General features: G+C 66.8%; 20 protein-coding genes and 1 tRNA gene. 8 read left to right on the forward strand and 13 right to left on the reverse strand.

All coding sequences use genetic code 11. The features are described from left to right. Positions 1-46: 46 nt before the first annotated feature. Together AC3A5N_RS13655 and AC3A5N_RS13660 are read right to left on the reverse strand one after the other, a co-directional pair. Positions 47-1414, reverse strand: a complete 1368-nt coding sequence (locus AC3A5N_RS13655) for a DEAD/DEAH box helicase (protein WP_487737867.1) — start codon at positions 1412-1414, stop codon at positions 47-49. Positions 1415-1544: 130 nt separating this feature from the next. After that, positions 1545-2093 (reverse strand): hypothetical protein, encoded by a 549-nt coding sequence (locus AC3A5N_RS13660; protein WP_487737868.1) that lies wholly within the window; start codon positions 2091-2093, stop codon positions 1545-1547. Positions 2094-2250: 157 nt separating this feature from the next. On the opposite strand from AC3A5N_RS13660, the gene AC3A5N_RS13665 reads away from it, so the two are divergent. Next, positions 2251-3699 carry an FAD-binding oxidoreductase gene (locus AC3A5N_RS13665; RefSeq protein WP_487737869.1) on the forward strand — a complete coding sequence of 483 codons (1449 nt, stop codon included), beginning with the start codon at positions 2251-2253 and terminating at the stop codon, positions 3697-3699. Positions 3700-3767: 68 nt separating this feature from the next. Next, positions 3768-4550: a SapC family protein gene (locus AC3A5N_RS13670; protein WP_487737870.1), complete on the forward strand. Its 783-nt coding sequence runs from the start codon at positions 3768-3770 to the stop codon at positions 4548-4550. A 173-nt stretch (positions 4551-4723) separates the two neighbouring features. Here AC3A5N_RS13670 and AC3A5N_RS13675 read toward each other — a convergent pair whose 3' ends face one another. After that, positions 4724-5668, reverse strand: a complete 945-nt coding sequence (locus AC3A5N_RS13675; protein WP_487737871.1) for an N-formylglutamate amidohydrolase — start codon at positions 5666-5668, stop codon at positions 4724-4726. A 97-nt stretch (positions 5669-5765) separates the two neighbouring features. Between AC3A5N_RS13675 and cpdR the strand changes: the two genes are divergently transcribed. From cpdR to AC3A5N_RS13705, 6 genes are all read left to right on the forward strand, one after another. Continuing rightward, entirely contained in the window at positions 5766-6155 is a 390-nt protein-coding gene (gene cpdR / locus AC3A5N_RS13680) for a cell cycle two-component system response regulator CpdR (protein WP_487737872.1), read from the forward strand. A gap of 79 nt (positions 6156-6234) precedes the next feature. Then, positions 6235-6309 (forward strand) — tRNA-Val (locus AC3A5N_RS13685). Between the two features lie 116 nt (positions 6310-6425). Then, positions 6426-7646, forward strand: a complete 1221-nt coding sequence (locus AC3A5N_RS13690) for an NADP-dependent isocitrate dehydrogenase (protein ID WP_487737873.1) — start codon at positions 6426-6428, stop codon at positions 7644-7646. Between the two features lie 58 nt (positions 7647-7704). Then, the gene (locus tag AC3A5N_RS13695; protein ID WP_487737874.1) at positions 7705-9360 is read left to right on the forward strand and encodes a GNAT family N-acetyltransferase; all 1656 of its coding nucleotides are present in this window, start codon (positions 7705-7707) and stop codon (positions 9358-9360) included. Between the two features lie 158 nt (positions 9361-9518). Beyond that, a complete protein-coding gene (locus AC3A5N_RS13700) occupies positions 9519-11282 on the forward strand; it encodes a cation:proton antiporter domain-containing protein (RefSeq protein WP_487737875.1) in 1764 nt (587 codons plus the stop codon). A gap of 59 nt (positions 11283-11341) precedes the next feature. After that, a complete protein-coding gene (locus AC3A5N_RS13705) occupies positions 11342-11512 on the forward strand; it encodes a hypothetical protein (RefSeq protein WP_487737876.1) in 171 nt (56 codons plus the stop codon). Between the two features lie 6 nt (positions 11513-11518). Here the strand turns inward: AC3A5N_RS13705 and alaS are convergent, their stop codons facing one another. From alaS to AC3A5N_RS13755, 10 genes are all read right to left on the reverse strand, one after another. Then, on the reverse strand, positions 11519-14185 hold the full coding sequence (gene alaS, locus AC3A5N_RS13710) for an alanine--tRNA ligase (RefSeq protein ID WP_487737877.1): 2667 nt from the start codon (positions 14183-14185) through the stop codon (positions 11519-11521). Positions 14186-14256: 71 nt separating this feature from the next. Next, entirely contained in the window at positions 14257-15087 is an 831-nt protein-coding gene (locus tag AC3A5N_RS13715) for a class I SAM-dependent methyltransferase (RefSeq protein ID WP_487737878.1), read from the reverse strand. Between the two features lie 471 nt (positions 15088-15558). Then, positions 15559-16617, reverse strand: coding sequence for a recombinase RecA (gene recA / locus AC3A5N_RS13720; protein WP_487737879.1), 1059 nt, complete (start codon positions 16615-16617; stop codon positions 15559-15561). Between the two features lie 145 nt (positions 16618-16762). After that, positions 16763-18346, reverse strand: coding sequence for a DUF4139 domain-containing protein (locus AC3A5N_RS13725; protein WP_487737880.1), 1584 nt, complete (start codon positions 18344-18346; stop codon positions 16763-16765). Between the two features lie 13 nt (positions 18347-18359). Continuing rightward, positions 18360-19871 (reverse strand): DUF4139 domain-containing protein, encoded by a 1512-nt coding sequence (locus tag AC3A5N_RS13730; RefSeq protein WP_487737881.1) that lies wholly within the window; start codon positions 19869-19871, stop codon positions 18360-18362. 86 nt (positions 19872-19957) lie between these two features. Further along, a complete protein-coding gene (locus AC3A5N_RS13735) occupies positions 19958-22402 on the reverse strand; it encodes a hybrid sensor histidine kinase/response regulator (RefSeq protein WP_487737882.1) in 2445 nt (814 codons plus the stop codon). Beyond that, a complete protein-coding gene (locus AC3A5N_RS13740; protein WP_487737921.1) occupies positions 22402-22992 on the reverse strand; it encodes a DUF2062 domain-containing protein in 591 nt (196 codons plus the stop codon). The genes AC3A5N_RS13735 and AC3A5N_RS13740 overlap by 1 nt, the downstream gene beginning before the upstream one ends. A gap of 137 nt (positions 22993-23129) precedes the next feature. Continuing rightward, complete coding sequence (smpB, locus tag AC3A5N_RS13745; RefSeq protein ID WP_487737883.1) at positions 23130-23612, reverse strand: SsrA-binding protein SmpB; 483 nt, start codon at positions 23610-23612, stop codon at positions 23130-23132. A 58-nt stretch (positions 23613-23670) separates the two neighbouring features. Further along, a complete protein-coding gene (locus AC3A5N_RS13750; protein ID WP_487737884.1) occupies positions 23671-24990 on the reverse strand; it encodes a hypothetical protein in 1320 nt (439 codons plus the stop codon). Between the two features lie 95 nt (positions 24991-25085). Next, a complete protein-coding gene (locus AC3A5N_RS13755) occupies positions 25086-25652 on the reverse strand; it encodes a peptide deformylase (protein WP_487737885.1) in 567 nt (188 codons plus the stop codon). Positions 25653-25712 lie beyond the last annotated feature (60 nt).

A 25712-nucleotide genomic window follows, 5' to 3' on the forward strand; every position in this document is an offset into this window, starting at 1 on the left:
AAAGCGTCATCCCAGCGAAAGCCGGAAGGGCGCCGGACGCTTGAGCCTAGAGCGCGCTGACGTCCAGGAAGTCGGGCTTCGGGCCGTTCCATTCGCCGGCCGGAACGGGCTCGCTGTCCTCGTCCCGCCGAGGGCGTGAGCGTTCGGGACGCTCGGGCTTCATCGCCTTCTCACGGCGCGGCTTTGCGGGACGCGGCTCGCGCTCCTCGTCGTCGCGCTCTCGGCGCGCCCGGCGAGGCTTTTCTTCCTCGTCGCGCTCTTCGCGCGGTTCGGGCGCGGGCTTGAGCTCGACGCGCACGTCCTTCTTACCGAACACCGGGATCGCGGCGCCGGTCAGCTTCTCGACGTTCTCGATCGCTTCGGCATCGTCTTCGGAAACGAGAGTGAACGCCCGCCCCTTGGCCCCTGCGCGACCGGTGCGGCCGATGCGGTGGACGTAGTCGTCGGGATGCCAGGGCGTGTCGAAATTGAACACGTGGCTCACGCCCTTGATATCGAGCCCGCGCGCGGCGACGTCGGACGCCACGAGGATATTGATGTCGCCGCCCTTGAAGCGATTGAGCTCCGCGATGCGGCTCGTCTGATCCATGTCGCCGTGGATCTCGCCGCTCGCGAAGCCGTGGCTGCGGAGGCTCTTGTTGAGCTCGCGCACGGTGGTTTTGCGATTGGCGAAGATGATCGCGGTTTCGACCAGGTCGTTCTTAAGCAGCCAGCGCAGCGTGTCGCGCTTCTCGCGGCTCTTCACCGGCACCTTGAACGCGGTGATGTCCTTGTTCGTGCTCGCTGCGCGGCTGACCTCGATCCGCTTGGGATTGTCGAGGAACTTCTTCGACAGCTTTTCGATCGGCGGCGGCATCGTGGCCGAGAACAGCATCGTCTGGCGCGTGTCGGGCAGCTTGGAGCAGATGAACTCGATATCGGGGATGAACCCCATGTCGAGCATCCGGTCGGCCTCGTCGATCACCAACAGTTCGCAGCCGTTGAGCATGATCTTGCCGCGCTCGAACAGGTCCATCAAGCGGCCCGGCGTCGCGATCAGCACGTCCACGCCTTCGTTCAGCGCCTTGATCTGATCGCCCATCTGAACGCCGCCGATCAGCAGCGCCATCCTGAGGTCGTGGTTGACGCCGTACTTCTCGAAATTCTCGGCGACCTGCGCGGCCAGTTCACGCGTCGGCTCGAGGATCAGGCTGCGAGGCATCAGCGCCCGACGGCGGCCGTTGGCGAGGATGTCGATCATCGGCAGCACGAAGCCCGCCGTCTTGCCCGTGCCCGTCTGCGCGATGCCGACGATATCCTTCATCATCAGCACGGGCGGGATCGCCTGCGCCTGAATCGGAGTCGGCTCGGTGTAGCCGGCGGCTTCGACGGCTTTGAGCAGTTCTGGCGAGAGGCCGAGGTCGGCAAATGTCATCTGAGTTTGAATTGTCCGGGTTTCGAGGGTGCGCGCCCAAATGTGCAGCGCGTTGGCACTTGCACAAGCGCCGCGCCCTTTGCGCGGCGCGCGGGCAAAAGTCAAGAAAAGCGCGCCGACCTGCCGCGCGTCAGTCGCGGGCGGGCACCATCTGGCTGATCGCGGTGACCTCGCACTTCGATCCGGTGCGCGATTGCAGCTTGTCGCGGTCGACGCAGATCATGCCGTCGTCGTTACGCTCGACGTAGAAGCCCGAGTAGAAATCGCGCGCGTGGCACGAGCGCTCCAGCTTCGCGCTGTAGAGGCGCCGGTCGCGCATGAATAGCATCAGGCGATTGTCGGGAGCAGGCTGAACCGCCCCGACCGCGGCCGCTGGCACGCAGTCAGCGGCCTTGCGTTCGACCAGCCGCGTGTTGGGCCGGGGCGCCTCGACGAACGATGCCGCTCCCTGCCGGGTCGCGGCGCTGCGGGGCACGATGCGGATGATCACCCGCTGCTCGATCCGGACCTGGCGCTGAACCGGCGTACCGCGAACGGCATCGAGTGCGCGCCAGCCCGGCTCCACACGGCCCAGGGCGACGGAACTCCGCGGCGTCGATACGCTCCCTGTTTCATCCACCGGTGCCGGCGGGCTGAACAACAGCACGATAGGGGCAAGGAAGGCAGCGGGACTCGTCATCGGCGCTGGTCGCGATCTCCGTGCGGCCGCTGCAAACGATGCGGCCATATCCGGCCCTGCGGAATAGCGCAAACGCTTGAACGACGGCTTAATCCGCGCAGCACGCATACGCAAACCGGGTGGTGCGGGGGCGCCGGGCTATGCCATAGGGCTCGCCATGCGCGATCTCGACACCTTTCTCGCAAGCGCGGCCGAACTGCTCGGCAAGCGCGGCTTCACCCAGGACCCCGAGGCAATGGCACCATGGCTCACCGACTGGCGCGGCCGCTATGCGGGGAAAGCCCTCGCCATGGCCTCCCCTGCCAACACGGAGGAAGTCTCGGCCATCGTCCGGCTCTGTGCCCGGCACCGCGTGCCGATCGTGCCGCAGGGCGGCAACAGCGGCATGTCGGGCGGCGCGACTCCCGACAGCGAGGGCGAGGCCTTGCTGCTCTCGCTGCGGCGAATGAACGCGATCCGAGCGATCGATGTCGATTCGCGGCAGGCGGTGTGCGAGGCCGGGGTGATTCTCCAGACCTTGCACGAGGCCGCTGCCGACAAGCGGATGCGCTTCCCCCTCACCCTCGGCGGCAAGGGATCGGCAACGATCGGGGGGCTGATCGCCACAAACGCCGGCGGCACGCAGGTCCTGCGGCACGGGACCATGCGCGCGCAGGTCCTCGGCCTGCAGGCGGTACTCGCGGACGGCGACGTGTTCGATGCGCTCACTCCGTTGAAGAAGGACAACCGCGGGTTCGACCTCAAGCAGTTGCTGATCGGGTCCGAAGGCACGCTCGGCATCGTGACGGCCGCCACGCTGCGGCTGCTGCCTGCGATCGGCGAGCGCGCGGTGCTCTGGGCAGGGCTCAAGTCGATCGGCGACGCACGCCGCCTGCTGCTCCATTGCGAGGCGCGCGCGGGAGATCATCTCGAAGGGTTCGAGGTCGTCCCCGCGCATTGCCTCGCCGCGGTTCTCGATCACCTCCCCGATGCGCGCAGCCCCCTGGCAAGCGAACACTCGTGGCACGCGCTGATCGAGCTCGTCGCGGAGGACGGTGCGGCCGACGGCCTTTCCGAGCTGGCAGAATCGCTGCTCTCCGAGGCTTTCGAGGCGGGGACGATCGAAGATGCGACGATCGCTGCGAGCGAAACGCAGGCGGAGCAGTTCTGGCTGCTGCGCGATTCTATCTCGCCGGCCGAGCGGGCGATCGGCCCGGCGATGCAGCACGACATCTCGGTCCCTGTCGCGAGGATGGCCGAGTTCGTCGAACGGGCCGTACCCGAAGTGGAGGCCCGCTTTCCCGGGACGGCTGCGGTCGCATTCGGACACCTGGGCGACGGCAACGTCCACTTCCATGTCCTCGCGCCGCCCGGCGTGGTTCGCGGCGAGTGGGAAGATGGCGAGGGCAAGGCAATCAGCGCCTTCGTGCACGATCTCGTCACCCGCTGGGGGGGCTCGATCAGTGCGGAGCACGGTATCGGCCAGATGAAGCGTGACGAACTCGGCCGTCTGGGCGACCCGGTGGCGCTGGCCATGATGCGCAGCGTCAAGCAGGCGCTCGACCCGCAGGGCCTGCTCAATCCCGGAAAGCTCGTCACGCTTGCGCCTGAGACACGCAGCAACTAAAGCGCGCCCTTCATGCGCGGGGTGCATGCCTTGCCGAGTAGACAATCCTAGCGATCCGGAGAGAATCCATGGCCAGCGCGCCGCAGCCCAACCTGCCCCTGTTCTACAACGACCTCATGCCGCTCAACAGCCGCGATCACGCGAAGTGGCACAGCAAGGGTATCGATTCGGCGAAGTGGCTGACCGCCCAGCACGCAATCCCGCTGACGGTCGACGAATTCGTCCAGGCGCAGCGTGATTACCCGATCGTCTTCTCCTCGGGCGACAACCCGCTGCCGCTCGCGCTCATGGGCCTGAACGAGGGTGTGAACACCTTCGTGGACGAAGAGGGCAAGGTGAACGAGCCGGTCTATCTTCCGGCCTACATCCGCCGCTATCCGTTCATGCTCGCCAAGCTGCAGCCGGATTCCGAAGAGTTGTCGCTCTGCTTCGACCCGACCACCGATTCGCTCGGCGAGTTCTCGGACGGCGAGGCTCTGTTCGACGACGAGGGCAAGCCCGCCGACGCGACCAAGCGCGCTCTCGAGTTCTGCCAGCACTTCGAGGAAGCCGGTCAGCGGACCAAGGCATTCATTGACGAGCTGAAGAAGCACGACCTGCTGATGGACGGCGAGATCGCAATCTCCATGCAGGACAATCCTGACCGCCCGTACGTCTATCGCGGCTTCCAGATGATCAATCAGGAAAAGCTGCGCGAAGTGCGCGGCGACGTGCTGCGCACGTGGTGCCAGAACGGGCTGCTCGCGCTGATTTACGCTCACATGTTCTCGCTCGACCTGATGCGCGCGATCTTCGCCCGCCAGCAGCAGCAGGGCAAAGGCCCTGAGATCGTGCCTGCAGCGACGAACTGAGACGACAACACGAGATCGTCTCGCGATAGCCGGGGTTGAAACATCCCGGCATGCAACCTATCTCCTCGGTATCGGAACGGCGCTCCCCTCATAGCCTGTTCCGATCGGTGCACTGCGGTGCACCTCCTCCCTGAACCTTGGCCACCTCGTGCATTTTGCACGAGGTGGTTTTTTCATTCTGCGGCGAGCGGAAGCGCCCCGTTTCTCCCGAGCGCGGCAACCGTATCGCCGAGCTCCCGGACGAAGCCGGTCAGCAGCCGCGCGACCGCGGGCATGCGCGCGGACGTCTCCGAAAGCCGCGCGTCGAGATAGCTCGAACGGCAGATTTCCAGCTGCAAGGCATGAATGGCGCGCGCCGGCGCGCCGTGCCGGTCGAGGATATAGCCACCCGCGTAGGGCCGGTTGTGCGCGGTACGCCGCTCGATCCGGGCGAAATATGCAAGGCCCTGCGCTGCGAGCGCGGGATCGCAGGAGGCGCCGAAACGGTCGCCGAGTACGACTTCCGCAGTGCGGTCGCCGGGAAAACGCGGCCGCAGCGGCGGCATCGAGTGGAGATCGACCAGCAGCGCTGCGCCCCAGCGGTCACGCAGGGTCTCCAGCGCGCCAGCCAGTTGCGCGTGGTAGGGGCGGTGAATTCCCTCGATCCGCGCCTCCAGATCGTCTCGGGGGATCGGCCCTTTCCAGATCTCCCCCAGCCCGCCGAGCCGACGCGGTACGAGGCCCAGGCCGCTGCGCGAACGGCGATTGATCGCGGAATGCCGCGTCTTCCTCGGTGCACCGCCGGCAACCATCGACCAATCCATGTCGTCGCAGGCGCGATTGAGGTCGAGCATGGCCCGCGGCGCATGTGCGACGAGCAATGCGGCGCCGGTCGCGGCGGCGATTTCCCCCGCGAGCAGGTCGGTGTAGCGATCCTCCAGCCGCAAGGCGCTGTATTCGGGATCGCGCATGCGCTCCCTCAAGGTTTGGGGATAGCAGCGGCCGGCATGCGGCGCCGCGATCAGGACCGGGATCGGCGTCTCGCGCGGCATCTCCAGCGTGAATGCGGGCTCGTCGGTGCCGGGGATCGCCCCGCCCGAGACCCGCTCGCCGCACCCGCTGGAATCGCGCTCGTCCATTCGCATCCTTGCTGGACCGTTAGCGACGATGTGTCAAAGCAGGGCAGTACCGACAAGGCGAAAGATTTCTTAAACCGCCGGCGCTAAGCGAACCCTTATGAGCGAACGCAACGGCCTCAGGATACTTCTCGCCGAAGACGAAGAGGCGATGCGCGGCTATCTCGCCCGCGCGCTGGAAAATGCCGGCTACGAAGTGATGGCCGTCGACCGCGGAACGCGGGCCGTTCCGCTGCTCGAATCGCAGCACTTCGATCTCCTCCTGTCGGATATCGTCATGCCGGAAATGGACGGGATCGAACTCGCGCAGCGCTGCAGCGAAGTCAGTCCACGGACCAAGGTGATGTTCATCACCGGATTCGCCGCCGTGACGCTGCGGGTCAGCCGCGAACAGCCGCAGGCGAAGATCCTCTCGAAACCCTTCCATCTGCGCGACCTTGTGCTCGAGATCGAGCGCGTGTTCGAGGACTGCTTGCACGCGACGGTCTGACCATGAGAATGAGGGCTTGCGCGGCCTTGACCCAATCGCTAGATGGCGCGCCTGCCGTCCGCGGCACCTCCGATGGTTCGGGCGTATAGCTCAGTGGTAGAGCACTATGTTGACATCGTAGGGGTCCCAAGTTCAATCCTTGGTACGCCCACCATCGAGGAAGAAGAAGCCCGCCGCTCCGGCGGGCTTTTTCGTATCGGCAGCTTCCCTTGCGCCCTCCCCCGCCTCTGCTAAAGCCCGCGCAAAACCATCCAGACAGATAGGGCACACATGCAGAAGATTCAGGTCAAGAACCCCATCGTCGAACTCGACGGCGACGAGATGACGCGTATCATCTGGGAATGGATCCGCGAGCGGCTGATCCTCCCCTACCTCGACGTGGACCTGAAGTACTACGACCTGTCGATCGAAAAGCGCGATGAAACCGACGACCAGATCACCGTCGATGCGGCCAATGCGATCAAGGAACACGGCGTCGGCGTGAAGTGCGCCACGATCACGCCGGACGAGGCGCGGGTCGAGGAATTCAGCCTCAAGAAGATGTGGCGCAGCCCCAACGGCACGATCCGCAACATCCTGGGCGGGGTCGTCTTCCGGGAGCCGATCGTGATCGACAACGTGCCGCGGCTCGTTCCGGGCTGGACCGATCCAATCGTCGTTGGCCGTCACGCGTTCGGCGACCAGTACCGTGCGACCGACACGCTGATCCCCGGTGCGGGCAAGCTGCGCCTCGTGTTCGAAGGCGAAAACGGCGAGAAGATCGACCTGGACGTGTTCGAATTCCAGTCGAGCGGCGTCGCCATGGCGATGTACAACCTCGACGATTCGATCCGCGATTTCGCGCGCGCCAGCTTCAACTACGGCCTCGACCGCGGCTGGCCGGTCTATCTCTCGACCAAGAACACGATCCTCAAGGCTTATGACGGCCGCTTCAAGGACCTGTTCCAGGAAGTGTTCGACGCCGAGTTCAAGGACAAGTTCGACAAGGCTGGCATCACCTACGAGCACCGCCTGATCGACGACATGGTCGCCTCCGCGCTTAAGTGGAACGGCAAGTTCGTCTGGGCCTGCAAGAACTACGACGGCGACGTGCAGTCCGACACAGTGGCGCAGGGCTTCGGCTCGCTCGGCCTGATGACCAGCGTTCTGATGACGCCCGACGGCAAGACGGTGGAGGCCGAGGCGGCGCACGGCACCGTCACCCGTCACTACCGCCAGCACGAGCAGGGCAAGGCGACCAGCACCAACCCGATCGCCAGCATCTTCGCCTGGACCCGCGGCCTGATGTACCGCGGCAAGTTCGACGGCACGCCCGACGTGGTGAAGTTCGCCGAAACGTTGGAGCGCGTCTGCATCCAGACGGTCGAGCGCGGCCAGATGACCAAGGATCTCGCGCTGCTGATCGGCCCCGATCAGAGCTGGCTCACCACCGAGCAGTTCTTCGAGGCGATCGTGACCAACCTAGAAGCGGAGATGGCCAACTGGGCCTGAAACGTTTGCCTCCTTCCGTCATTGACGACAGACAATGACGGAAGGGGGAACGACACCAGTGGCCAGGGCACCGAAGAAGAAGCAGCCGGTCCGCCGCAAGGCACCCGAGAAGTTCGGCAAGCGGCGGCTCGAAGTCCGCAACGCGCGGCCCAAGGACGTGCGCGGGATCGCGGCGCTCGTCCGCCGCGTCTATGACGACATGCCCGCGTATACGCACGGCGAGATCCGCGGGCAGATCAACAATTTCCCAGAAGGCTGCTTCGTCGCGCTGCTCGATGACGAAGTCGTCGGCTACTGCGCGACGATGCAGATCGCCGAAACGCTGGCGTTCCAAGATCATGACTGGGACGAGATCACCGGCAACGGCTTCGGCAGCCGGCACGATCCGACCGGCGACTGGCTCTACGGCTATGAGATGTGCGTCGACCCGAAGGTGCGCGGCGTGCGCATTGGGCGGCGGCTCTACGAGGAACGCCGCGCGTTGGCCGAGGAGCGCGACCTGACCGGCATCGTCTTCGCCGGCCGCATGCCGAACTACCGGCGCAACAAGCGCAAGGTGGACGGGCCGGAGGACTATCTCGAGCAGGTCGTCGCGGCAAAGATCCACGATCCGGTGCTGCGGTTTCAGCTCGCCAATGGGTTCGAACCCGCGCGGATCCTGCATGGGTATCTGCCCGAGGACAAGAAGTCGGAGGCGAACGCCGTTCTGATGGTCTGGCGCAATCCCTACGTGGAGCGCGATCAGCCGGTGAAGAAGCGTCTCCCGCGCGGCGTCGAGGCGGTGCGCGTGGCGACCTGCCAACTCCAGGCGCGCGCGGTGGCGGACTATGCGGAGTTCCACCGCGCCATCGAGTATTTCGTCGATGTTGCAAGCGATTACGAGTCGGACTTCATCGTCTTTCCCGAACTCTTCACCCTTCAGTTGTTGAGCTTCGAGGAAAAGCAGCTCTCGCCGGTCGAGGCGATCGAGCGGCTTTCGGAGTATACCCCGCGCATCAAGTCGGACATTTCCGACATGGCGATGCGCTACAACATCAACATCGTCGCCGGATCGCATCCGACGCGTATGGACGACGGCGACATCCACAACGTCGCCTATGTATGCCTGCGCGATGGATCGGTGCACGAGCAGGAGAAGATCCATCCGACGCCGAACGAGCGCTATTGGTGGAACATCCGCGGCGGTGACAGCATCGACGTGATCCCCACGGACGTGGGACCGATCGGCGTCCTGATATGCTACGACAGCGAATTCCCCGAACTGGCCCGGCGTCTCGCGGACGAAGGAGCGCGGATCATCTTTGTGCCCTTCTGTACCGACAGCCGGCAGGGATACTTGCGCGTGCGCTATTGCGCGCAGGCACGCGCGATCGAGAACCAGTGCTTCGTCGTACTTTCCGGCAATGTCGGCAACCTGCCCAACGTCGGTAACGTGGACATCCAATACGCGCAGAGCTGCATCCTCACACCATGCGACTTCCCCTTCGCGCGCGACGGAGTGGCCGCCGAAGCGAGCGAGAACGTGGAGACGCTGACGATCAGCGATATCAACCTGGCAGACCTCAGCTGGGCCCGCGCGGAGGGCACCGTTCGTAATCTCGCCGATCGGCGTTTCGATCTCTATCGGATCGAATGGGACGAGGCAGGCAAGCATCCGGGCAAGCCGCGCCCCAGGCGTGAACCGCTCGGCCCCTCCACGGTGGGGGGCGGCTGATGTTGGGCGGGGGCGAGCGCACGCGCTGCCACGTCGCAGGCGCGGACCGACAGCATTCCCGCCGCTGCACCGGCCGGTAGGTTCGATCCGAGCGCAATGTCGTTACGATTGCGTTGTGCGCAGTGACAACGGCGCCCGCCGCCGTTAGGTGAAGCCCAATGGCCGGAGAGATCGCACCTTCCCCCGCACTGACGGATGCTCTGGTCATCCTCGGCGCGGCGGGTATCGTGATCCCGGTCTTCACCCGCTTCCGCATCACACCGGTCATCGGCTTCATCCTGATCGGCATCGCGGTCGGGCCGTTCGGCCTCGGCAAGCTGATCTACGAATACCCCTTGCTCGGCCATGTGACGATCAGCGACCCCGAGGTGCTGGCGCCCTTCGCCGAGTTCGGGATCATCCTGCTACTCTTCACGATCGGTCTCGAACTATCGTTCAACCGATTGTGGCAGATGCGAAAACTCGTCTTCGGGTTGGGTGCGCTCGAACTGCTCATCATCGGATCGTGCATCGCCATCGGCCTGTCGATGATGGGCCAGTACTGGACCGGCGCGCTGGGCCTCGGCCTTGCCCTGGCGCTGTCGTCGACCGCGATCGTGCTGCCGATCTCGGGCACGCATACGCCCGTGGGACGCGCCGCGCTGTCGATGCTGCTGTTCGAGGACATCGCGATCGTTCCCATCATCTTCCTGCTCGGCGCCATGGCGCCCAACGCACAGGCAGAAGGATGGGAAGGTCTCGTCGGCACCTTGTGGCAAGGCGGCCTGGTGGTCGTCGCGCTGCTGGTCGTGGGCCGGATCGCGTTGCCCCGCCTGTTCGCGCAGGCCGCCCGAACGAAGAGCCCCGAGCTGTTCCTCGCGGCGAGCCTGCTCGTCGTGATCGGCGCCAGCCTCGCCACCGCGGTCGTCGGCCTCTCCCCGATCGTCGGGGCCCTCATCGCCGGGCTGCTGATCGCCGAGACCGAGTATCACGGCGAGGTCGAAGCGATCATCGAGCCGTTCAAGGGCCTCGCGCTCGGTATCTTCCTCATCACCGTAGGGATGAGCATCGACCTGATAACCGTCTGGGAGAATCTCGGCGCGATCGCTCTCGCGGTGGTCCTGGTGCTGGGCTTCAAGATGCTGGTCACCGGCCTTCTGCTGCGTCTCATGGGCGCGCGCCGCAGCACGGCCGCCGAAACGGGCATGCTGATGGCGAGTCCCTCGGAAACGACTCTGATCGTGCTCGCCGCCGCCACGTCCGCGCTGCTGATCCAGCCGGGCACCGCGCAATTCTGGCAGATCGTGACGGCCATTGGCCTGACCATCACCCCGATCCTCGCCAAGATCGGACGCGCGGTAGCCCGGCGCATCGACAGCGCCCCGGAGCTGCCGCCCGAATACAGCGAGGACCCGCGCGTGATCATTGTCGGTTCCGGCCGTGTCGGTCGCCTGGTGGCGGACATGCTGACGGTGCACAACAAGCCCTATATCGCGCTCGATTCCGACGCCGATATCGCCGATCGCGCCAAGCGCGACGGCTACCGCGTGCTCTACGGTGATGCCTCGCGCCGCGACGCACTCGAAAGGGTCGGGCTGCGGAATGCGCTGGCCGTCGTCTTGACCATGGACGAGCCTATTCTCGCACAGAGACTCGTCCAAAAGATCCGCAGGCAGTACCCCGACCTTCTCATTGTCGCTCGCGCCCGGGATTCGAGGCATGCCGCCGGGCTTTATCGTGCAGGCGCAACCCACGCCGTGCCGGAAACACTCGAAAGCTCGCTCCAGCTCTCCGAAGCGGTGCTGGCGGATATCGGCGTCGCGATGGGTCCTGTGATCGCCTCGATCCACGAGAAGCGTGACCAGCTTCGGGAACAGATCCGCGAGGAAGGCGCGCTCCAGTACAAGCCGAAGCTGCGTACGACGACGGCCGAGGCCGGCTGAACGAGGAACCCGTGAACTCTCCCGCGCTCCATGCGTTGAGCGATGAAAGGAGAATTCAGATGGCCGACCGCAACCCGGCGAAACCGGAACCGAACGAAGAGAAGTTCAAGCCCCAGAACGTGACCGAGGACCAGAAGCGCGGCGCGAACCAACCGGCCGATCCCCGCGGGCGTGATCTTCCGCGCGGAAGCGAGCCCGAGACCCGCGGCTCCAGTAGCGTTAGACGGTAGCGAACCTCAGGCGGAGACGGTCTCCGCGAGCGCGGCCTTCACGGCGGCGATGGCGTCATCCGCCTTCGCTCCGTCCGGCCCACCGCCCTGCGCCATATCCGCGCGGCCGCCGCCGCCTTTGCCGCCCAGCGCCTCGACGCCCTTGCGGACGAGCGCGATGGCATCGAAGCGGCTGGCGAGGTCGTCGGTCACGCCCACGGCGATCGCCGCGCGTCCGTCGTTGACCGCAACCGCGGTCGCAACGCCGGAGCCGATGCGCTTCTTCGCCTCGTCGAGCAGGCCGCGCAGGTCCTTGGGGTCGAGGCCGTCGAGCACCTGGCCGGAGAACTTCACGCCTCCGACGTCCTCGTCCGCCGGCCCTTGCGCGGCACCGCCACCGCCGCCGAGCGCGAGCTGCTTCTTCGCTTCCGCCAGTTCGCGTTCGAGCCGTTTGCGCTCCTCCACCAGCGCGGCAACGCGCGCCTCGACTTCTTCGGGGGCCGCCTTGATCGTCCCGGCAACAGCCTTCAGCGCCTCTTCGCGTCCGACAAGCCACTGGCGCGCCGCCTCGCCTGTCAGCGCCTCTATCCGGCGCACGCCGGAGGAAACCGCACTCTCCGAAACGATGCGGAACAGGCCGATATCGCCGGTCGCGCGCACGTGGGTGCCGCCGCACAGCTCGACCGAGTAATGGCGCGTGCCGTCGGCCTTGCGGCCCATCGAAAGGACGCGCACTTCGTCGCCGTATTTCTCGCCGAACAGCGCCAGCGCCCCGGCCGCGACTGCGTCGTCGGGGCTCATCAGGCGCGTCGCGACTTCCTGGTTGGCGCGGATCTCGGCGTTCACCTCGGCCTCGACTGCGGCAATGTCCTCGTCGGTCAGCGGCTTGGGATGCGAGAAGTCGAAGCGGAACCGGTCTGCGGCGACCAGCGAGCCCTTCTGCGTCACATGATCGCCGAGCCGGTTGCGCAGCGCCGCATGGACCAGGTGGGTGGCCGAATGGTTTGCGCGGATCCTGTCGCGCCGCTCGGCATCGACGGTCAAATGCACGTTGTCGCCGACCGTGATTTTGCCGGCCTCGATCCGGCCATGATGCGCGTGCAGGCGGCCCAGGGGCTTGGAGGTGTCGGTGATCTCGATCCGCAGCCCCTCAGGGGTCGAGATCGTGCCGGCATCGCCGCTCTGCCCGCCGCTCTCGCCGTAGAACGGGGTCTGGTTGGTCAGCACCATGACCTCGTCCCCGACGTCCGCTGAATCGACTTCGGCGCCGTCGCGAACGATCGCGACGACGCAGCCTTCGCCCTCAGTGGCGGAATAGCCCGTGAATTCGGTACTGCCCTCACGCTCGGCGATGTCGAACCAGAGCTCGCTATCCGCGGCCTGGCCCGAACCCTTCCATGCCGCGCGGGCGGCCTGCTTCTGGCGCTCCATGGCCGCTTCGAAGCCGGCGCGGTCGACCCCGATGCCGCGCGCGCGCAAGGCATCTTCGGTGAGATCGTAGGGGAAGCCGTAGGTGTCGTAGAGCTTGAACGCCGTCTCGCCTTCGAGTTCGCCGCCCTCGCCCAGCCCGGCCGTTTCCTCGTCGAGCAGGCGCAGGCCCTTGTCGAGCGTGCGGCGGAACTGCGTCTCTTCGCGCTCGAGCACTTCCTCGATCAACGCCTGGCCGCGCTGGAGCTCAGGGTAGGCCTGGCCCATTTCGGTGACGAGTGTGGGTACGAGGCGGTGCATCAGCGGCTGCTCGGCGCCGAGCAGGTGCGCATGGCGCATCGCGCGGCGCATGATGCGGCGCAGGACATAGCCGCGGCCCTCGTTCGACGGCAGCACGCCGTCGGCCAGCAGGAAGCCGCTGGAGCGCAGGTGATCGGCGATGACGCGGTGGCTGGCGCGGCGCTCGCCCTCGGCGGCAACGCCGGTCAGGCTCTCGCTCGCGGCAATCAGCACCTTGAACGTGTCGATGTCGTAGTTGTCGTGCACGCCCTGCATGACGGCGGCGATGCGTTCGAGGCCCATGCCGGTGTCGATGCTTGGCTTGGGCAAAGCGGCGCGCGAACCGTCGGCCGACTGCTCGAACTGCATGAACACGAGGTTCCAGATCTCGATGAAGCGGTCGCCGTCCTCATCGGGCGAGCCCGGAGGACCGCCGGGTATATGCTCGCCGTGATCGTAGAAGATCTCGCTGCATGGGCCGCAGGGGCCGGTGTCGCCCATCGACCAGAAGTTGTCGCTCGTCGCGATCCGGATGATCCGCTCTTCGGGCAGGCCCGATATCCTGCGCCACAGATCGAACGCCTCGTCGTCCGTGTGGTAGACGGTGGCGGTGAGCTTCCCGGGCGCGAGGCCCCATTCCTTCGTCAGCAGGGTCCAGGCGTGCTCGATCGCCTGTTCCTTGAAGTAGTCGCCGAACGAGAAATTGCCGAGCATCTCGAAGAACGTGTGATGCCGCGCAGTGTAGCCCACGTTGTCGAGGTCATTGTGCTTGCCCCCGGCGCGCACGCATTTCTGACTCGACACAGCAGTCGACGCGGGCGGTGCTTCGAGCCCGGTGAACACGTTCTTGAATGGCACCATGCCCGCGTTGACGAACATCAGCGTGGGATCGTTGTAAGGCACCAGCGGCGCGCTCGGCACCGGCGCGTGGCCGGCACCCGCGAAATAGTCGATGAAGGACCGGCGAACGTCGTTGGTCGAAATCATGCAGCGCAGTTAGTTGCTGGAGCGCGGTGCGACAAGCGGATTAAGGCGCATTCCCCCAGGCAGGCGGGCGATCAGCCGTCGGGGGCGTGCGCCGTGACAAGCCAGGCGCCCGCTTGCAGCGCGACCCGGCCGTCCTCGAGATGATCGTGCAGGAACGCCCGCACGCGCTCGATGAACTGCGCGCGTTCGCCGTTCTCCATCTGCGCCGCCGCGCGCGCCGCGGGCCCGATTGCAAGGAAGTAGGAGAGCGCGTCCTCGACCGGATCGTACCCGCCCCCGGCAACATAGGGGAAATCGATCGCCTCGAACGCTGCGTCCCGCCACCCCGCTTCGGCAAGGATCCGCTTGACCCGTGCCTTGTCGGCGAAGGCGAACGGCCCGGGCTCGCCGGGCGGCGGCGGCACGCCGAGACCCGAGGGCAGCAAGGCGGTGAGCCCGCTCGCCCACGCGTTCTCAGACGGGTCGCGGAAGCAGGTGAAGGCGAGCCGTGCGCCGGCGGCCGCAAGGCGGGCAAGATGCGTGAAGGCGGCGATCGGTTCGGGGAAGAACATCACGCCGTGCCGCGACACGAGGAGATCGGGTGCGAAGCCGGCACGCGTCCAGCGCGCGGCGTCGCCGAGCTCGAAGGCAATGTTCGGCAGGTCCGCACCCCGCACGCGGGCGGCGGCGAGGAGCTCATCGCTGACGTCGACCCCGACCACCTGCGCGTCGGGATTCGCGCGCGCGAGTGCGAGGGATACTTCACCCGCCCCGCAGCCGATATCGAGCGCCTGAGCGATGGCAGCACCGGTCGCGGCGCCCAACAGGCGCTCGGTCAAGGCAGCGAAGCTGCGGTCGGTGCGCTGCCACTCGGCCGCCCAGGTGCGCCCGACGCGTCCTTCCCATTCGGCCTTGTCGGTCATGGATATACGCTCCTTGGCTGCTGTTGGGCGGGACCTGGGTTGTCTCGCGAATCGGCATTCGCTCATCGTAACCGGGAAGCCATGGCCGTCTACGTTGCACGGCAGCGGTCGGCCTGGCGGACGATCACGAAGATTATCTGGCCCAGCCTCCGCTCGGGCGGCGGACGCTCTTGGGGTCGCTATCAGGGATCGCTATCGCAGATGATTATCCGAGATCGTTCGCGGGGATCGTTGTCCGCTGAACATAGTCGGGGCCGTCGCCCCCGTCGCGGCCACGGATCGCCTCGTGGATCGTCCCCCAACACACCCGCGATCTCCACCGCGGAAATCGTCACCGGACCACGGTCGCGGATGGTCCATCCTGCGCGGCCGCCTTTTCCGCCAAAGAAAAACCGGCGTGCCCCGTATGGATGCGCACGCCGGTTTCCCGTTTTCCCGGGCGCCCTGCGGCACCCGCTTGAAGCGATGATGTCAGTCGTCCGCGTCCGGACCCGTCATCATCTCCTCGGCGACCGCGTCGGTCCGGCCGCGGATGGCGGCTTCCAACCTGTCGCAAACTTCGGGGTTTTCCTTGAGGTACTGCTTGGCGTTCTCGCGGCCCTGGCCGATTCGGATCGAGTCATAGCTGAACCAGCTCCCCGACTTTTCCACGATCCCGGCCTTGACGCCGAGATCCAGGATCTCGCCGATCTTCGAGATGCCTTCGCCGTACATGATGTCGAACTCGACCTGCTTGAACGGCGGGGCGACCTTGTTCTTGACCACTTTCACCCGGGTCGAGTTGCCGACGATTTCGTCGCGATCCTTGATCTGGCCGGTGCGGCGAATGTCGAGCCGCACGCTGGCATAGAACTTGAGCGCATTGCCGCCGGTGGTCGTTTCCGGATTGCCGTACATGACGCCGATCTTCATCCGCAGCTGGTTGATGAAGATCACCATGGTCTTCGAACGGCTGATCGATCCGGTGAGCTTGCGCAGCGACTGCGACATGAGACGGGCCTGGAGGCCGACATGGCTGTCGCCCATCTCGCCCTCGATCTCAGCGCGCGGAACCAGCGCAGCGACCGAGTCGACCACCAGCACGTCGATCGCGTTCGAGCGCACCAGCGTATCGGTGATCTCGAGCGCCTGCTCGCCAGTGTCCGGCTGCGAGACGATCAATTCCTCGATGTCGACGCCCAGCTTCTTGGCATAGACGGGATCGAGCGCGTGTTCGGCATCGACAAACGCGGCGGTGCCGCCGTTCTTCTGCGCTTCGGCAATCACGTGCAGCGCAAGCGTCGTCTTGCCCGAGCTTTCCGGCCCGTAGACTTCGATCACCCGGCCGCGCGGCAAGCCGCCGACGCCGAGTGCAATGTCGAGACCGAGCGAACCGGTCGAAATCGATTCGACCTGCATCGCTTCCTTCTGGCCCAGCTTCATCGCCGAACCCTTGCCGAATGCCCGGTCGATCTGTGCCAGTGCGGCGTCGAGCGCCTTTTGACGGTCCACGTTGCTTTCCTTCTCAACCAGCTTCAGTTCGGCCGCCATCGCATGGGCTCCTTCGCTTGCCTAGGGCTTCGTTCCCGTTATCGACTGATGAGCTATGTATCCGCTTTGTTCCGGCAGAACAAGAGTGGAACAGTAATTTTTTCACCAAGCCGAAAAATGACGGATTTCCGCCGGCTCTTGGCGGTCAGCGGTGCGACGAGCGGACTCGCCAGCGGATTTTTCGATCCGAATTGGCGGGAATGGTCGTCTCGATCACGCGCTCACCGTCCTTGATCCGCAGCCCGCGCCCGCGAACTTCCCAATCGGCCGCTGTGCCGAGCCTAATGCGCAGACGCGCCGGATGGTCGAGGGCATTCGCGATCTCGGCCTCCATCCGCACCCATTTCTCGGGTTCTATCCCTGGATCGTGCTTGCTCGTGCGCGTGCAGGCGACCTGTATCCGGCTGCTTGTGCCAAGCGCGATCTCGACGTCCTGCCCGCGCGCATAGTCGCGCAGGCGCTCCTCCCCGACCAGTAGCGGGCCGTGGGACGATGGCTCGAACACCGCGACGCCGCCCGAAGGCAGCGCCACGCCGAGGCCGTGGGCTTCATCGTTGACCGTCGCCAGCAGCCGTTCGGCCGGGCGAAACTCTTCGTCGCTCACGCGATTCGCCCAGCATCCGATCTCATAGATCAGTTCGCCCTCGACCTCGTCCTTCTGCAGGAAGGCAACCTGCTTCAGCCCCTTGGCCGACACGGTGACGGGCTCCGGCACGCGGTAGAGTTTCAGATCGCCGAGCTCCTCCTCGGTGGCCATGATCGCGGGGGCCGCCTCCATGCTCTGCACGCGCGATGCGGTGACGGTGATCGCATCCGCCGTCGGCGGCGGGGGTGGGGCTGGCGGAGGGGGCGGAGGTGGATAACCGACCGGCGACCCTCTCGCCGTGCTGCCGATCGGGTAACAGGTCAGCCGCAGCGGCTCCGCACGGGGCGGCTCAGCCAAACTCTCGTAGTCGCTCTCGACGTTGAGCCGGCCGGCCACCGCCATCAGCTCGGCGCCGGGAAACGACTGCCCGTTGTCGTTGAGCAGGGTGAGCCAGGAGGTCAGCCCGAGCTCGACCCCGCCCCGGCCGTCGCCCTCGCCCAGCATTGCCACGTAGTTCGCCTGCCAGTCGAAGCCCCAGGCGAGATAGGTCAGCACGACCCGATAGGTCCCGCCGTTCGCATCGCGGGTATCGATTGAGAACACGGGCTGCGCCGAGAGCCCCGCGGGAATGCGATCGAACGTCAGCTTCTCGGGCAAGCCGGCGCAGCGCACCGCCTCGAACCCCTCGCCCGTCTGCAGCACGAGCCCGCCGTCGGCACGGGTGCGGACGATCGCGGATTCGCTTTCCGCCACGCCGGTGGCCGGATTGGTGCGCGTGATCGTCACCCGGTTGCCGAGCATGCCGTTCACCAGCGCCGCGGGGGAAAGCAGCTCCGCATTGCGGTTCTTCTCGATCGTCCCGCCCGGCAGCCCGGTGACGATCGCGGAGACCGCCACCATCCCCTCGGCGACGCCTTCGAAGCGCACCGTGCTCTCGCCCGGAGGCAGGGTGACGGTGCGCGTCTCGCTGATCATCGCGAAGCCTTCGGGGAAGGCACGGTCCATCGCCTCGTCCGGCCCGCGTTCAGGATCGCGGTAGACGGTTACCGCGAGCGCGACCGGCGCCGAAGCATCGACCGTCTCGCGCGCCTGCGCGGCGGCGGAGGCGGCGATCAGCGCGAGGAGGAATGCGGCGCGCCGCATCGCCCGGCGCCGCTCAGTACCGGGTTTCGTAAGTCACGCGGACCACGCGCTCGCCCTCGGCCGGCACGGGGACCACCCACTTGCGCCGGTCGGCATTGAGCTGCTGACCCGGAATGTCCTCGCTGACCACGCGGTAATCGTTGCCCCACCAGCCGCGGTCGAGCCCCGCCTGCACCAGATCGATCTCGACCGGTGCGGCCTTGGCGTTGGTCAGCGTGTAGCGCATCGTCGTGCGGTAGAAGTCCGTCGGCCGCTCGACCTCGACCTGCTCGACCACCTCGCCGTCACGGATCACGCGGTAGCGGGCGCTGCGCTCCCACTCGGCAGCGGTGATCGTCTCACGGCTCTCGACCTCGGCCTGGACGAAAATATCGAACGCGTCACCGGTGCGCAGCGAAAGCTCACTGCCCATCGGCGTGTGGCCGATTGCGTTTTCGCCGATGAACTGCGGCGTGCCCTGGCTGTCGCGCTGGTAGAAGCGCACTGTCCCCGCCGGCAGTGCATCACCGAGCCCGCCCTGCCGGGAGGACGAAAAGGCGATCTCGCTCGAGACGTTCACCGGCGCATCGTCGTTCGCCAGCCAGCCCACGGTCCGCGCATAGACCTTGCGCGCCGGGACGCCCTGCACGTCGAGAAAGCTGACCTGCTTGGTCTGGTTGTTGGCGATCGTGGTGCGGCTCTCGATCGGATAGAGATAGAACTCGCCGACCTGCTCTCGGCCCGAGCTCTCCGTGCCCGGGCGAACCATGCCGGGCCGCGGCGGAGGCGGCGGCGGATAGCGCCGGTTGCTGGACACCGCCGATCCCGGGCTTCCGGCGACCAGCAGCGTGTCGGCCTGATGGAACGTCGTGCCGGTCTGGTTGGTCAGCGTCACCCAGCCCTGCATGTCGATAGCGCCGGTCGCCTCGTCGTAGAGCGAGACGTAGTCCGCCGACCAGCCGAGCCCGGGCGTGAGATAGCGGATCGAGGCCGGGCGCGTGCCGCCCCGGTCGCTCTCGACCGTAACCGACAGTGTCGGCCGGGCGCGCAGGTTGGGCGGCACCCGGTCGAACACGGTGCGCACCGGCAGGCCGTCGTCGCGCAGCACTTCGATGCGGTCGCCGATCTTTACCACCACCCCGCCGGCGGTGGACAGCACCGTCGCGCGCTCGCGCGTCTCGACGCCGGTAGCGGGGTTGGTGCGCACCAGTGTCACCGTCTGCCCGATCGCCTTTTCCATCAGCTTCGCCGGGGTGAGCAGGTCGAAGTCGAAGTTCTGCTCGACGATCGCCGCGCCTTCTGCCGCGAAGCTCAGGGTCTCGGGCCGGATCTGCGCGGAGACATCGGGAAACTCGATCCGGCTACGCCCACGGGCAATCGGTAGCTGCCGCACGTCCTGCACCAGCGCCTGGCCGTTGTTGTAGATCGTGACCGAAACGTCGCCCTGCGCGGTTTCGTCGGGATCGGTCTGCGCGGAAGCCGCGGTGGCGAGAAGCGCGAGCGGCAGGGCCGCTCCGAGTGCGGCCAACAAGCGATACGTCTTCACGCGAACCCTCCCCCTGCCAAGTCCATGGACTTTGCCGAGGAGCGGTTTTACGGCGCGTGAACCACGCGGTCCACCGCCAATCGCCCCTAGCGATGCACAGCGCCGAGGACCTGTGCGACCTTATCGCCGATCTCCTGCACGCTGAACGGCTTGGCGATGAAGTGCATGTCGGCGAGGTCGATCTCGCTGCGGAGCTGCTCTTCGGCGTAGCCCGACATGAACAGCACGGGCAGGTTCGGCCGCACCTTGCGGATCGCGCGAACCATGGCCGGGCCGTCCATTCCGGGCATGACGACGTCGCTCAGAACGAGATCGAATTCGCCGCCCTCGGCAATCGCGGCGAGGCCCTCTTCCCCGTCCGCCGCCGTGGTCACGCTGTAGCCCGCGCGCGATAGCGCGCGCTCGGCGACGGCGCGGACCATGTCCTCGTCCTCGACCAGCAGCACGCGCCCGCCGCCCGACCATTCGCTGGTTGCCTGCGGCTCTTCCGGCGCCGGCCGGGGCTGGTGCGGCGCGCTGCCCCCGTGCACCGGCAGGTAGATCGTGAACCGCGCGCCCTGCGGGCGGCCGTCGACCCCGATCAGGTTGTCGCAGAAGATGAACCCGCCCGACTGCTTGACGATGCCGTAGACGGTCGACAGCCCCAGCCCGGTCCCCTTGCCCTGCTCCTTGGTGGTGAAGAACGGCTCGAAGATCTTGCCCATCAGCGCGGCCGGAATGCCGCCGCCGGTGTCCTGCACCACCAGTACGGTATAGTCGGCGACCGGGATGATGTCGGACCCCATCTTGCGCACGTCCGCTGCGGTGACGCGGCGGGTCGCCAGCGTCAGCCTGCCCGTCCCGTCGCCGCGCGCCTGCATGGCATCGCGCGCATTGACCGCGAGATTGACGATCACCTGCTCGAGCTGCTGCGGATCGGCACGAACCGGGCCGAGATCGCGGTCGTGGTGGACCTTGAACGCGATCTTCTCGCCCAGCAGCCGCTTCAGGAGCTGGCTGACCTCGCTCACCACGTCGGGCAGTTGCAGCACTTCGGGCCGAAGCGTCTGTTGGCGGCTGAAGGCGAGAAGCTGGCGCGTCAGGCTCGCCGCGCGGTTCGAATTGGCGCGGATCTGCTGGATGTCGTCGTAGTCGCTGTCGCCCGGCGTATGGCGCAGCAGCATGAGATCGCAGTAACCGATGATCGCGGTCAGCACGTTGTTGAAATCGTGCGCCACGCCGCCGGCGAGCTGGCCCACCGCCTGCATCTTGGTCGCCTGGGCGACCTGGCGCTTGAGGCGCGTTTCCTCGGTCGTGTCGACCAGGCTCAGCAGCACCGCCGCCTCGCCCAGTCCGCGCACCCCGGCGAGGCCGAGCGAGACCGGCTCGTCCGGCTGATGCCGCAGTCGGACTGCCATGTCCGCACTGGCAATCGAACCGCGTGCGAAGCGCCGCACAGCATCGGCCAGCGCGCCCTTGTCTTCCCGGACCACGAGATCGGAAGGGAACGAGGGCAGCCCTTCCCGCTCGATCTCCGCCGCGCGGAGGAAGGCCTCGTTCGCGAACAGGAAGCGCCCGTCGCGGTCGGTCATCGCCAGACCCAGCGGCAGCGCGCCGAGCAGCGCCTCGAGCTGCGGCGTGGCCGCCTGCCCCACCCCTTCCCAGCTCCCGCCGATGCCGATGCCGCTTTCCACCAGCAGCATGAGCGAAGGCGCCTCGTCGGCCCGGGCGGGCCGCGCCGCGTCGGGATCGGCGAGCGAAACCTGGATCAGCATCTGCGGCGTGCCGCGCTGCCCTTCGCGTGCGAAATAGATCCGCTCGCGGCTGTCGGAGCGGAGCTGTGCCACGAACTCCTGCCCGGCCAGCGTCGCCGCCGGATCGCCGGTCGCGCGCGCGGCGAAGCCGGCGGCGGCCGCGCGGATCGTGCCATCGGTCCCTACGATCGCCGTCTCGATCCCCGCGTTCGACAGCACCGCGCCGAACGGACCGGTGATCCATTCGGCGAACCGCGCCACCGGATCTTCCATCGTCAGCGCGGTGAAGCGCCAGACCAGATAGTCGTCGCCGCGCCCCGCGCGTTCGGTTTCCACCCGCCACGACCCGCCGCCGTCCTCGCGCTCGAGCAGGTCGACCGACGAGGTGCCGTCGCGCCATGCCTCACGCGCGGCGCGGACCAAGCGTTCCAGCGAGGGGCGGTCGAGGTCGAGGTTCGGCGGCGCATGCGCGATGCCGAACCAGTCGCCGTAGAGCCGGTTAGCACAGACCAGCCGGTTGGCGCGGTCGGTCACCGCGATGGCCATGTTCGGCTGCTCGATCGCGGCGACGGTCACCGACCAGTCGGGCGGCGCGAAGGCCGCTTCGGCCGGTCCCGTGCGCATCCGCGAGAACGCATATCCCGCGGCCATGAGCGCGGCGAGCCCGACTGCGTAGCCGAGCGTGAGCATGCCGTCGCCGGTCGCGAGCCAGATCAACAGGGCGCTCACCGCCAAAGCGGCGGCGATCCACGTGGCAAGCGACAGTCGCCCCTGCCCCTGCCCGATCAGCTTGGCCATCAGCCTTCCTGCGCCCCCAGGCGCCGGTCCAGCCGCGCTTCCATCTGGCGCAGCCGCCGCTTGCGCTTGCGGGCGACGACGATGCGCCAAACCACGCTGGATATGAGATAGCCGGCCGCCGCCGAGCCGATCGACAGCACGATGAAGCCGAAGGCGGTCACCCCTGCCACTTCGAATGCGCCGAGCGCCCAGCCCTCCCAGCGGCCGCTGGCGAGCTCGTCATTGGCCACGCCCACCGTCACTGCGTCGACCTTCAGCACGAAGGCGCCGACCTTGTTCGCAACGACCAGCCAGAAGGCGAGCGTGAACGGGTTGGTGACGAAGGTGACGGCCGCCGACAGCGGCACGTTCGCACGCGCGGGGAGCGCGAGGAAGGCGGCGAGGAAGATCTGTCCGACGGGCACGATGAACGCCGCGAACAGCCCCAAAGCCACGCCGCGCGGCACAGAGCGGCGGGTGAAGCGCCAGAGCTCCGGGCTGAGGAACCGGTGCGCGATCGGCGCGAGGTACTTGTTCTGCGCCATGTCCTCGCGCGTCGGCATGTTCTTGCGCAGCCAGTCGGCGAGGAAAGTCTTGGAAGGTTTGCGCATCATGATCTCGCCGCCGCAATGCTCGCGCAGGGCGGCAAGGGCAAGTGGGGCGGCGCGGAATCTGGTGAAGCGGTCATTGCGGGCGATATGGGTAGCACCCGGCGAATAGCCAGCGGGTGAACGCCAACTCGGGGCCGCTAGCGGCTCTCGCGCAGCAAACGTGCCTTGTCGCGCTTCCAGTCTCGGTCCTTGATCGTCTGGCGCTTGTCGTGCGCCTGCTTGCCCTTGGCCAGCGCGAGTTCGACTTTCGCGCGGCCGGTCGAGTTGAAGTAGACGCTCAGCGGAACCAGCGTCATCCCCTTGCGCTCGACCGCGCCGAACAGCTTCTCGATCTCGCGTGTGTGGAGCAGCAGCTTGCGCGGCCGGCGCGGCTCGTGGTTGAAACGGTTGCCGTGGCTGAACTCGGGGATGTTGGCGTTGACCAGCCACACCTGCCCGTCGCGCACTTCGGCATAGCTTTCCGCGATCGAGGCCTCGCCGGCCCGCAGCGCCTTCACCTCGGTGCCCTGCAGCGCGATTCCCGCCTCGAACTTGTCCTCGATATAATAGTCGAACCGCGCGCGCCGGTTCTCGGCGACGGTCTTCTGCTTGTCGAACGTGGCGGGTTTGGGACGAGCCATAAGGCCGCGCCATGTAGGCGTTCGTGCGCGCCGGGGAAAGCCCCCGCGGCGGCGGACGCTATTCCGCTCCGCTCGCCATCGCCACGAGATCCCGCGGCAGTGCCGGTTCGCTGAGCAGGCGCTCCATCCGCTCCCACCGCACGTCAGCGCCCGCGTCACCCGCTTCGATCGCGGCCTGCACCATGTCCCGGCCGAGCCCGTAGTTGATGATGTAGCTGCGGTAGGTGTCGATGAAGTCGAGCGACTGCTTCGCCCGTTCCGGCGAGACAAGCTGGTAGCGCTGCAGCAGCTCGGTCGCCCGCGCGGCGTCGATATCGCCCGCGAGATACTGCGAGGCGATCGTGTAGCGCGCCGGCCCCAGGTCCTGCATGGCATCGCGCAGCGCGATGTAGCGCTCGACGTCGAGGTCCTCCAGCCCGGCGATCGGCGCCAGCACGTCGCGCGTGAAGGCCACGTCCTCCTCGCCCGGGAAGGCGAGGTCGATCCCGTAGTTCGCCGAACCCTCGGCGATCAGCGACTGCGGCGAATAGAGCGGATAGACCGAGAATTCCTGCCACCCGCGCCCATTCACCAGCTCGCGCTCGAGCAGCGAGTTGAACGCGTGGTGGCCCGGATAGCCCTCGTGACAGCCGAGGTCGATCGCGCGGTCGAGCCGCACCGGCAGGTCGGTGTTGACCTCGATCTTCGAATGATAGCCGCCCTGGTAGTAGTTGTAGCCGCTCCACGGCTTGTCGGTCACCAGCGCCAGTGTGAAGCTCTCGCCTTCGGGCAGCGTGATGTGGTCGAGCGTGCGGCGTTTGCACTCGGCGATCGCCGCATCCATCACCGGGCGCACGCGGCCCGCCGGCATGTCGAAGCGCTTCTGGAACGTGTCGATCCGCTGCCACAGCGGCCCTTTGCCCGGCACCAGCCGCTCGATCTGCGCCAGCAGCGGATCGAAGCTTTCGAGCGGCGGCAACTCGGGCCGCACGCCGAACAGCCCCTCGGCCTCCTCGGCGAACGACAGTTTCTCGCCCCGCATCATCCTGAGCCGCGTGCCCGCCGCGGTGAGCTGCGCGACCAGGAACCGAGCGCGTCGCTCGTCCAGGCTGTCGCCGGGAACGCCGTCGTCGGCGAACTGCGCCGCGCGCGTCTCCAGCGCCTCGGTGCGGGCGGCGAGCATCGGCAGGGTCTGCCCCGCGGCCTCGGCCACCGCCTGCGTGCGGACGTCCTCCGGCCCGTAGTAGGCGTCGATATAGCCTTCCTCCTTCTCACCGATGGTGAGCTGGAGAAGCAGGTAGTCGTCGGCGATCGCATCGAGCGTGTCGGGCTGCCCGCCCGGGCTCGTCGCGCAGGCCCCCAGCGCCAGTGCCGCCAGAACAGACAATCCCTTGCGCATCGTCACCTCCCTCGCCCGTGCGACGGCAGGGGCCTAGACAGCCCCGCCCGCTTGCGCAACTCGGTCGATGTCGATGAGGGCCGCGAAGCCCGGCGTCAGGCCGCCTGGCGCAGCTTCTGCAGCTTCTTCAACGCCATCTGCCGCTTGAGGCGACTGAGGTGGTCGATGAAGAGAATGCCTTCGAGGTGGTCCATCTCGTGCTGGATGCAGGTCGCCATCAGGCCCTCCATCTGCTCTTCGTGGACGTTCCCCTCGAGATCCTGCCAGCGCACGCGGCAGGCCGCCGGCCGATCGACGTCGGCGTAGATCTCGGGCACCGAGAGGCACCCTTCCTGATACGTCACGAGATCTTCCGCCGGATCGAGAATTTCCGGGTTCACGAAGATCCGCGGCTCGTTCTTCGTCGGCTGGTGCGTATGCTGGTGCCCGCCGTGGTCGCACACTTCGGGCTCGGCATCCGGATCGTCGGGCTGGAGGTCGATCACCAGCACGCGCCTGGGCACGCCGACCTGGATCGCGGCGAGGCCGATGCCGTTCGCGGCGTACATGGTTTCGAACATGTCCTCGACGAGCGTCTTGAGCTCGCCATCGAACGCTGTGACCGGTTCGGACACAACCTTGAGCCGGGGATCCGGCACTTCGAGAATTTCGCGGATTGCCATGCGGCGTAAAATAGTGCGGCCCGGCGCAAACGACAAGTGAGTCCCCGCGAAGGCGGGGAT

The sequence above is a fragment of the Pelagerythrobacter sp. Soil_C_18 genome (assembly GCF_057657235.1).